The sequence below is a fragment of the Cupriavidus alkaliphilus genome, assembly GCF_900094595.1.
Classification (GTDB): domain Bacteria; phylum Pseudomonadota; class Gammaproteobacteria; order Burkholderiales; family Burkholderiaceae; genus Cupriavidus; species Cupriavidus alkaliphilus.
Genome location: NZ_FMAD01000009.1, coordinates 270782 through 280201, shown reverse-complemented (window position 1 = coordinate 280201; position 9420 = coordinate 270782). Strand labels below are relative to the sequence as shown.

Genomic DNA, 9420 nt, shown 5'->3' with positions numbered 1-9420 from the left:
GAAGGCGACCCGAGCGGCCAGGACAGCCCCAAGATGCTGTCGATCGGCATGCACTGCCGCCTGCTCGGCCGCCCGGGCCGCTTCCGCGCGCTGCAACGCTTCCTCGACTACGTGCAGGGGCACGACAAGGTGTGGATCTGCCGCCGTGTCGATATCGCCCGGCACTGGGCACAGGTGCATCCGTTCCAGGCGCGGGAAGCCCCTGTCGAAGCGCGCGCTGCCTGCAGGGAAACCGTCCTGGCCTGACCCCGCGGCCGCGCTGTCGCCATAGTTGTGTACGATATAGCCGTGTTTCGTCGCCAGTTCCGGCGACAGGCTGAATGTCCGTACCCTGATATGGCAACCACATCGAAAAAGGCGGCGCCCGGCGCCGCCGCGAAAGCCCCGCGCCGCGCCGCCGCCAAGGCCGCCCCGAAAACCATGCAAAAGGCTGCCGCCAATGCCGCCCCGGACGACGAGACGGGCCAGGAAGGCGCCGCCAGCGAGGCGTCGGCCACCGAGGCGATCTACCTGAGCCTGCTCTACGCGATCATGGAGCACCGCCTGCTGGCGGGCACCAAGCTGGTCGAGGAACGGCTGTGCGAAGTGACCGGCGCCAGCCGTGCGCGCATCCGCCAGGTGTTTGCGCGCCTGGCGCACGAGAAGCTGGTGACGCTGGTGCCCAACCGCGGCGCCTTTGTCTCCAGCCCGACCGTGGACGAAGCGCGCGAGGTGTTCCAGGCGCGCCGCGTGGTCGAGCCCGCGCTGGCCGCTGAACTGGCACAACGCGCCACGCCCGCCAAGGTGCGCAGCCTGCGCCGCCATGCCATGGAAGAAGACAACGCGCGCGCCCGCGGCGACCGCGCGGCAATGATCCGGCTGTCGGGCGAGTTCCATATCCTGCTGGCCGAGATGGCCGGCAACGCCATCCTGGAAAAGCTGATCCGCGAGATGGTGTCGCTGACCTGCCTGATCATCACGCTGTACGACCGCCCCGGCGCACCCGCCTGCGCCGAGCATGAGCACCGGCAGCTGATCGACGCCATCGAACAGCGCGATGCCGCGCGCGCCAGCGCGCTGATGGCGGAACACCTGGAGCACATCGAAGGCTCACTCGATTTAAGCATGCCGGACAGCGGCGCGCCGGACTTCTACAGCATCTTCAGCAAGGGCTGAAACCGGCAGGCCTGGGGCCCGGGATTGCACTCCGCGTGCGGCAGCCTAGACTGGCTGCATGACAAGGCGGCGCGCCCCGCGCCGCAGGGGAGGTCCCATCATGGCCACCACCGAGCCGCCCGCCGCGAGCGGACGGGCACCGCTGGCGTTCGCGCGGCTGTATGCGGATGCGGCCGGCGAATCGCACTTCGCGCCGCTTGCCGTTGCCGTCACCGAACGCCTGTTCGCGCCGCCGGCTCGTGCGTTCTGGGTATCGCCACTGGAGGAAGCCGCCCGGCACGGCTTCCTGGTCGTACCCGCTGGCTGGGTCGGTGCACCGCATCCCTCGCCGTTGCGCATGTGGATCTTCGTGCTGGGCGGCGCGATGGAATTCGAGGCGAGCGATGGCGAGCGCCGGGCGCTGCCGACAGGCAGCGGACTGCTGCTCGAAGACACCACCGGCAAGGGCCATGCCAGCAAGGTGGTCGGGCCCGCCGACGCGACGCTGGCCGTGGTGCAGATGCCGGTGCCGCCGGGCTGAAACCCATGACCGCGCCCGAGCCAGCGGCATCCCCCAAGCCAACGCCGCAAATGGTGCCCACCGGCTATCGCCAGGGCATCATCACCGCGATCACCGTGCTGCTGGGCTTTTCGCTGGGGTTCTGGCGTTTCTGGGGCTTCGAAAGCCCGGGCGAATGGGACTGGCGCTCGCTGCTGGCGGCGGTGGCGCTGCTGGCCGCGGTGGTGCTGCAGATCGTCGCGCTGTTCCGCGCGCTGCGCGTCGAGGACGATGCGGTGCCGGAGTACCGCAAGACGGTGCGCTGCTTTATCGCCTCGGCCATTGCACTGGTGATTGGCCTGGCCGCGGCGATGATCGACGCGGCGCTCGAAACTTAGGGCCCGATGATCTCGATGCTGTCGACACGGTCCGGATAAAACGCCAGGAGCGCGCCGATGGCGGCAACGGCAACGTACGGCGACTCATAGCTCCACACCGCGTTGCGCGCGCGCTCGCCGCCGGCCGGAATGGAGAAGTAGCTGCAGTCGCCCTTGTACGGGCAGTAGGTGGCATGCGCGCTGCGCTCCAGCCGCGCCATGTCGACATGCGCGCGCGGGATGTACTGCACCGGCGCATAGTCCGCCTCCTGCAGGGTCAGCGCCGCATCGCTGTCGGCAATCGTGATGCCGGCCACCTTGACCACCACCCTGCCGGCGGTCGGCGTGATGGTGATGGGATGGTCGGGGCCGGGGATCCTGACGGGCTTGCCTGGCATCTCGTGCTCCTGCATTGGCGGGATGCAGGACATTCTAGGCGCTTGCCGGCCAGCTTGCCGCAACGGCCCCGGGCCGCGCCATGGGCGGCTCAGCCGACCTTCTCCAGTGCCGTGCGGTAGTGCGCGGCACGGCGCACATAGTCCTGCGCATTGGCACGCAGGTTCTTCACTTCGTCATCGGTCAGTTCGCGCACGGCCTTGGCGGGCGAGCCCAGGATCAGCGAGCGCGGCGGGAACTGCTTGCCCTCGGTCACCAGCGCACCGGCGGCAACCAGCGATTCCGCGCCGATCGAGGCGTTGTTCAGGATCACGGCCTGGATGCCGATCAGCGCGCCATCGCCCACGGTGCAGCCATGCAGCATGGCCTGGTGCCCGACCGTCACACCGGCGCCGAGCACGAGCGGACAGCCGGGGTCGGTGTGCAGCACGGCACCTTCCTGGATATTGCTGCCGGCGCCGATGGTCACCGGTTCGTTGTCGGCACGGATCACGGCTCCGGGCCAGACCGACACATGGTCAGCCAGCTCGGCGCGGCCGATGACGGTGGCTTCGGCCGCGACGAAAGCGCTGCCGGCGATGGCGGGCGAGAGCTCGCCAAGCTTGTAGAGAGTCATGATGGATGGTGGAAGACAATGGATCGCCAGCGCTGCCTGCCAGGCAAGGCAGCGGTCGCGCCGGCGGCGGGAAGCAGGAAGCCGTCCGGCTTACTCGGCCTTGACGTTGGCCTTCTTCACCAGCGCGGCATAGCGCGCGGCTTCGCTGCGGAAGAACGCGGCCGCGGCCTCGGGCGTGCCGGGCTCGATCACGGTGCCCTGCTTCTTCATCGCCTCCAGCACTTCGGGCGAGGTGAAGGCTTTGGCAAAGGCATCGTGCGTGCGCTTGACTTCCGCCGCCGGCATGCCGGCGGGGCCGATGACGGCGAACCAGCCAGCGACGTTGTAGCCCGGCAAACCCTGTTCGGCGAGGGTGGCAAGGTCGGGCGCGGCGGCGGTGCGCTTGTCTCCGCACAGGCCGATGGCGCGCAGCGTGCCCGCCTTCAGGTGCGGCGCCACCGCGTTGAGCGCGACCACGCCCATCTCCACCTGTCCGGCCAGCAGGTCGTTGATCATCGGGCCGGTGCCCTTGTACGGCACATGGCGCGCCGTGACGCCGGCCTCGTCCAGGAACATCTCGCCCGCCAGGTGGAGGATGGTGCCGTTGCCCGACGAGGCGTAGTTGTAGCTGTCGGGCTTGGCCTTGAGCAGCGCCACCAGTTCCTTCACGTTCTTCGCCGGCACCTTGGGATTGACCACCAGCACCAGCGGCGTGGTGCCGATCACGCTGATCGGAGTCACGTCCCGGATCGCGTCGAACGGCATGGTGCGGAACACGCTGGGGTTGATCACGTGGTTGTTCGACACCAGCCCCAGCGTGCTGCCGTCGGGCTGCGCCTTGACCACCGCGGCAGCGCCGGTGATGCCGCCGGCGCCGGGCAGGTTCTCGATCACCACCGGCTGGCCGAAGGCCTTGCCCAGCGCCGGGCCGGCCGCGCGCGCGATATTGTCGACGCCGGAGCCGGCGCTGATCGGCAGGATCAGGCGCACGGGCTTGCCCGGTCCGCCCTGCGCGAGCGCTTCGAAGCCGGGGGCGGCGAGTGCGGCGGCAAGCGTGGCGGAAAGTGCCAGCGCAGACTTGAGCAGGGTACGACGTTGCATGCTTTGTCTCCGTTTCGTTATCGTAGGGCTTTGCTGGCGCCGCTGTAGCGCGGCTTGCCCGTCAGCCGCCTCAGCCGCGGCCTTTGCCGAGCCGTGCCAGGATTTCTTCGTTGTGCTCGCCGGCGCGGGGCAGCGGGCCGCGCACGCCGGGGCGGCGGCCGCCCATCAGCAGCGGCAGCAGCACGGTGGGCGTGGTCGAGCCGTCGTCCGCCTGCATCGGCACCAGCCCGCCGCTGGCGAGAAGGTGCGGATCGTCGAGCAGCTGGTCCGGGCGCACGATCGGTGCATAGGGAATGCCGGCGGCTTCAAGCCTGGGCGCCAGATCGGCAGAGCGATGGTGGCGCAGGATCGCGCCGAGCTCTTCCAGCAGTTGCGGCCGCACCGCGACGCGCGAGGTGTTGCTGGCGTATTCCGGCTTGTCGATCAGCTCCGGATGTTCCAGCACGTGGCACAGCGTGACGAACTGCTTGTCGCTGACCGCGCCGATAAAGAGCTGTTCGTCCTGCGCCAGCGTGAACACGTCATACACGCTCCACGCCGACACGCGCGACGGCATCGGCGGCGGCGGCTCGCCGGTCATCGCGTATTGCTGCATATGCTGCGAGGCCAGGAACACACAGTTCTCGAACAGCGCGCTCTGGATCTCCTGCCCCTTGCCCGTGCGGTCGCGCTCGCGCAGCGCGGCCAGCACGCCGATGGCGCCGAACATGCCGCCCATGATGTCGTTGACCGAGGTGCCGGCGCGCAGCGGCCGGCCGCTGGGGCCGGTCATGTAGGACAGGCCGCCCATCATCTGCACCACTTCGTCCAGCGCCAGCCGGTGCTCGTACGGGCCCGGCAGGAAGCCCTTGTGCGACACATAGATCAGGTGCGGGTAGTCGCGCGACAGCGTGGCGTAGTCCAGTCCCAGCTTCTGCATCAGGCCGGGGCGGAAGTTCTCCAGCAGGATGTCGCTCTGGCCCGCCAGTTCCGCCGCGGCGGCGCGGCCCGCGTCGGTGGTGATGTCGAGCACCACGCTCTTCTTGTTGCGGTTGAAGGCGCGGAAGAAGCCGATGCCCAAACCCGGCAGGTTGCGCGTCTTGTCGCCGCCGGGAGGCTCGACCTTGACGACTTCGGCGCCCAGGTCGGCCAGGATCATGCCGCAGGTGGGGCCCATCACCATGTGCGTGAATTCGACCACGCGCACGCCGGCGAGCGGCAGGGACTTGCTGCTGTCTTGGGTCATCTCTTGGGTCATCTCTTGTCTCAGGCAGCGATGGCCGCGGGGCGGGCCGCGTAGGTCTTGGGCAGGCCGGCGCGCCACAGCGTGCCGTGCAGGGTCTCGTCGCGCAGCCAGCCGGCCACGTCCGCGCGCAGCGCCAGCAGGCGTGCGATATCGATGCCGGTCTCGATGCCCATGCTGCCGAGCAGGTAGGCCAGGTCTTCGGTGGCCACGTTGCCGCTGGCGCCGGGCGCATGCGGGCAGCCGCCGATGCCGGCCAGGCAGGCGTCGAAGCGGGTCACGCCGGCGTCGAGCGCGGCATAGACATTAGCCAGCCCGAGCCCGCGCGTGTCGTGGAAATGGCCGCACCAGAAGCGCTCGCCGGCGATATCGACGGCCCGCCCGAACAGCTCGCGCACCATGCGCGGATCGGCATAGCCGACGGTATCGGCCAGGCTGACGCGGTCGGCGCCGGCATCGAGCAGCGCCTGCATCAGCCGCAGCACTTCTTGCGCATCGACATGGCCCTGCAGCGTGCAGCCGAACGCCGTGCCGACGCCGCCTTCGATCAGCGTCCTGGCGCCGCTGGCATCGCGCGCGGCGCGGATGCGCGCCACTTCGGCGACGACTTCATCGGGCGTCTTGCGCAGGTTGGCCAGGCTGTGCGCATGGCTGGCCGACAGCGGCACGATCAGCAGGTCGGCGCCGCTGTCGAGCGCGTCCTGCGCGCCGCGCAGGTTGGGCACCAGCACCGACGTGAACAAGCCCGGCAGCGTGCGCGCGAAGGCGACCAGCTCGGCGGTATCGGCCAGTTGCGGCAGCAGGCGCGCGGGGACGAAGGAACCGACTTCCAGCTCGCGCAGGCCGGCGGCGTGGGCGCCGCGGATCCATGCGAGCTTGCTGGCGGTGGGCAGGATGGTGCGGATGCTCTGCAGGCCGTCGCGCAGACCGACTTCGCGGATCACGGCTTGGCTGGGGAAGAGTTGGGTCATGGTTCTGCGGGACGGGCGTTGGATCCCTCGGTGGGAGCGATGGGAGAACTCTAAGAGTTTCTGCGCGGAAGCTGAAACGATGATTTGCCAAGCAGAACATGCCGAAACGGAAAGTCACCCGCCTGCGCCTGGCCCGGCCCCGGGATTTCCCGGACGCGACATTGCCGCGCCGGCAACAGGCGTAGCATTCCAATCCGGAAACACTGCCGCCCCCACTTATGCGAGACCTCGACCTCACCACGCTGCGCCTGTTCGTCGCCGTCTGCGAAACCCGCAACATGGCGCGCGCCGGCGAGCAGGAACACATCGTCGCTTCCGCCATCAGCAAGCGCCTGGCGCAGTTGGAGGAAACCGTCGGGACCACGCTGCTGGAACGCCGCCGCCGCGGCGTCATCCCTACCCCCGCGGGCGAGATCGTGCTGGCGCATGCGCGCGCCATGCTGGCCGCGGCCGACCGCGTCACGCGCGACATGGCCGACTACGGCTCGGGCGTGCGCGGGCAGGTGCGGCTGCTGGCCACGGTATCGACCATGGCGGAATCGCTGCCGGACGACATCGCCGCCTTCATGCAGCTGCCGGCTCACCGCGACGTGCGCGTAACGATCGAAGAGAGCCTGAGCAGCGAGGTGGTGCGCGCGCTGCGCGACGGTACCGCGCCGCTGGGCATCTGCTGGGACGCCGCGGACCTGGAGGGCTTCCAGACCCGCCCGTACCGCGCCGATCACCTCGCCGCGGTGGTCTATCCCGGGCACCCGCTGGCGCGCGCGGACAGCTGCCGGTTCGAAGACACGCTCGACTATGACCAGATCGCCATGCCGGCGCAGACCGCGGTGCAGATCATGCTGGCGCGCTATGCGGCGATCCTGGGCCGCCGCATGGCGCATCGCGCCGTGGTGTCGACCTTCGACGCGGCGCTGCGCTGCGTGCGCGCGGAACTCGGCATCGTCATCATCCCGGCCGAGATCGCCACGCTCGTGGCCACGGCCTTCGGCCTGCGCGTGATCCCGCTGCGCGACGACTGGGCGCGCCGGCGCTTTGCGATCTGCTGCCGCGACTTCGCGCTGCTGTCGCCCGCGGCGCAGCTGCTGGTGCAATTCCTGGAAGACGCCGCGGCGAAGGAGGCGGCGGACGCCGCGCCAGCGCCTGCGCCGGCACGGGCACGGCGCAGGCGGTAAGTCGGCGCGCAACTTCCTGTGCGTTTCGAGGGTTACCCCGAGGCGTTTTCGTAAGCTTATGTTGCGCGCCGTTGCGTAGACTGGCTTGCGTTTTTCGCCGCCGGCCACGATGGTTGGACAGGACAGGCCGGGCGAAGCCCGGATCACGACAATGCGCGCCGCCACGGCGCAGGAGCATGCAAATGAACTTCAACGGCAAGAACGTACTGGTCACCGGCGCAAGCGGCAACCTCGGGCGCGCGGTCGCGCACGCCTTCGCGCAGGCAGGCGCGCGCGTGGTGGTGCTGGATCGCCATGACGCACCGTTGCCGGAGACCGGCAGCGGCCACCTGGCGCTGCAGGCCGACCTGCTCGATGCGGATAGTCTCGGCCAGGCCATCGACCAGGCTGTGCAGGCGTGCGGGCGCATCGACGTGGTGTGCAACCTCGCCGGCGGCTTTGCCATGGGCACGGGCATCCACGAGACCAGCGCTGCCGACTGGAACCGGCTGTTCGACATGAACGTGGGCACGGTGCTGAACATGGCGCGCGCGGTAGTGCCGCACATGCTGGCCGCGGGCGGCGGCGCCATCGTCAATGTCGGCGCCAATTCGGCGGCGCGCGGGCTGGCGCAGATGGGCGCCTATTGCGCCTCGAAGGATGCGCTGGCGCGCGTGACCGAATCGATGTCGGCCGAGCTGCGCGACCAGGGCATCCGCGTCAACGCGGTGCTGCCCAGCATCCTCGATACGCCCGAGAACCGCCAGGCCATGCCGGATGCGGACAGCTCGCGCTGGGTCGGCCTGGACGCGCTGGCCGAGGTGATCCTGTTCCTGGCGTCGGACGCGGCACGCGCCGTCCACGGCGCGCTGCTGCCGGTGGTCAACCGCGCCTGACGCGCGGCCGGCGCGCGGCGGATGCGGGGGTTGTGGCGGGTGAGGCGGCGCCAAGCACGCTGGCCGCTTCCTGGATCTGCTGGCGCAGCCAGCGCCGCAGCCGGTCGGCATCGGTGCGCGCATGCCAGATCTGCATCATGTCGACCCGCGGCAGCGCGAACGGCACCGGCAGCATCACCAGGTCAGGATCGCGCGCCACCGCTTCCTGCGCGACCGAGCGCAGGCAGGTCAGCAACAGGGCCGAGCCGCGCACCAGCCGGCTCGGCGCCAGGAAGCTCGACAAACCCGCCACCACCGTGCGCCGGTGTCCCAGCCGCGCCAGTGCCCGGTCGACCACGCCGTTGAGGTCGCCGGTCAGCGTGGTCAGCAGGTGCTCGCACGCCAGGAAGGCGTCCAGGTCCAGGCCGTCCGCGATGCGCGGATTGGTGCGCGAGGCCAGCACCACGAAGTCTTCGCTGCCCAGCCGCTGCTGGTGGAAGGTGTCGGGCAGGTTCTCATAGAAGCCGGCGATCGCCAGGTCGCAGGTGCCCTTCTCCAGTTCCTCGCGCGGCAGCTCGCCGCGCGTGTTGTGCGTGACCAGCACCACCCCCGGCGCGTCGCGGCGCAGGCGCGGCAACAGCGCCGGCAGCAGCAGCTGCTCCATGTAATCGGTGGTGTAGATGTGGACGGCCTCGCTGCGGGCGAGGAAATCGCGGCCGTCGCAGGCGTCGTAGAACGCATCCAGGTCCGCCACCAGCCGCTGCACCTGCGGCGCCAGCGCATGCGCGCGCGGTGTCGGCGTCAGGCCGCGCGGCGCGCGCACGAACAGCGGGTCGCCCAGTTCGTCGCGCAGCCGGTTGAGCTTGTGGCTCAGCGCCGGCTGGCTCAGCGCCATGCGCGCCGCCGCGCGCGAGGCGTTGCCCTCCTGGTAAAGCACATGGAAGACGTAGAGCAGGTTCAGGTCCTTGCCGGCGATATTCATTTTTTGGATGGCAGGCATCGAAGATTCGAAGTTTTCGAATCATAGCCAGCTGCGTAGGATGTTGCCAATGCCGGGACTGCCCGGCCGACCGTGGACGCAAACCGGAGAACCCAC

The 9420-nt window shown here is 69.7% G+C and carries 11 protein-coding genes and 1 pseudogene; 6 read left to right on the top strand and 6 right to left on the bottom strand.

Going from position 1 to position 9420, the window contains the following annotated elements; genetic code table 11:
• From GA0116996_RS20035 to GA0116996_RS20020, 4 genes and pseudogenes are all read left to right on the top strand, one after another.
• Positions 1-246: pseudogene (locus tag GA0116996_RS20035) on the top strand (allantoinase); the annotation flags it as partial.
• A 90-nt stretch (positions 247-336) separates the two neighbouring features.
• Entirely contained in the window at positions 337-1155 is an 819-nt protein-coding gene (locus tag GA0116996_RS20030; protein ID WP_092315100.1) for a GntR family transcriptional regulator, read from the top strand.
• A gap of 100 nt (positions 1156-1255) precedes the next feature.
• On the top strand, positions 1256-1675 hold the full coding sequence (locus GA0116996_RS20025; RefSeq protein WP_092315098.1) for a cupin domain-containing protein: 420 nt from the start codon (positions 1256-1258) through the stop codon (positions 1673-1675).
• A 5-nt stretch (positions 1676-1680) separates the two neighbouring features.
• A complete protein-coding gene (locus GA0116996_RS20020; RefSeq protein WP_092315096.1) occupies positions 1681-2031 on the top strand; it encodes a hypothetical protein in 351 nt (116 codons plus the stop codon).
• On the opposite strand, the gene GA0116996_RS20015 is transcribed toward GA0116996_RS20020, so the two are convergent.
• The 5 genes from GA0116996_RS20015 to GA0116996_RS19995 form a co-directional block, all read right to left on the bottom strand.
• Positions 2028-2408, bottom strand: a complete 381-nt coding sequence (locus tag GA0116996_RS20015; protein ID WP_092315130.1) for a DUF427 domain-containing protein — start codon at positions 2406-2408, stop codon at positions 2028-2030. The two genes, GA0116996_RS20020 and GA0116996_RS20015, sit on opposite strands and share 4 nt — an antisense overlap.
• A gap of 89 nt (positions 2409-2497) precedes the next feature.
• Entirely contained in the window at positions 2498-3022 is a 525-nt protein-coding gene (locus tag GA0116996_RS20010) for a gamma carbonic anhydrase family protein (RefSeq protein ID WP_092315094.1), read from the bottom strand.
• Positions 3023-3112: 90 nt separating this feature from the next.
• On the bottom strand, positions 3113-4102 hold the full coding sequence (locus GA0116996_RS20005; RefSeq protein WP_092315092.1) for a tripartite tricarboxylate transporter substrate binding protein: 990 nt from the start codon (positions 4100-4102) through the stop codon (positions 3113-3115).
• 70 nt (positions 4103-4172) lie between these two features.
• On the bottom strand, positions 4173-5327 hold the full coding sequence (locus tag GA0116996_RS20000; RefSeq protein ID WP_092315128.1) for a CaiB/BaiF CoA transferase family protein: 1155 nt from the start codon (positions 5325-5327) through the stop codon (positions 4173-4175).
• A gap of 20 nt (positions 5328-5347) precedes the next feature.
• Positions 5348-6295 carry a hydroxymethylglutaryl-CoA lyase gene (locus GA0116996_RS19995; protein ID WP_092315090.1) on the bottom strand — a complete coding sequence of 316 codons (948 nt, stop codon included), beginning with the start codon at positions 6293-6295 and terminating at the stop codon, positions 5348-5350.
• A 218-nt stretch (positions 6296-6513) separates the two neighbouring features.
• On the opposite strand from GA0116996_RS19995, the gene GA0116996_RS19990 reads away from it, so the two are divergent.
• On the top strand, positions 6514-7470 hold the full coding sequence (locus GA0116996_RS19990; protein WP_092315088.1) for a LysR family transcriptional regulator: 957 nt from the start codon (positions 6514-6516) through the stop codon (positions 7468-7470).
• 182 nt (positions 7471-7652) lie between these two features.
• Positions 7653-8345, top strand: a complete 693-nt coding sequence (locus tag GA0116996_RS19985; protein ID WP_092315086.1) for an SDR family NAD(P)-dependent oxidoreductase — start codon at positions 7653-7655, stop codon at positions 8343-8345.
• Here the strand turns inward: GA0116996_RS19985 and GA0116996_RS19980 are convergent.
• Positions 8332-9324, bottom strand: coding sequence for a LysR family transcriptional regulator (locus tag GA0116996_RS19980; RefSeq protein ID WP_243419702.1), 993 nt, complete (start codon positions 9322-9324; stop codon positions 8332-8334). The two genes, GA0116996_RS19985 and GA0116996_RS19980, sit on opposite strands and share 14 nt — an antisense overlap.
• Positions 9325-9420 lie beyond the last annotated feature (96 nt).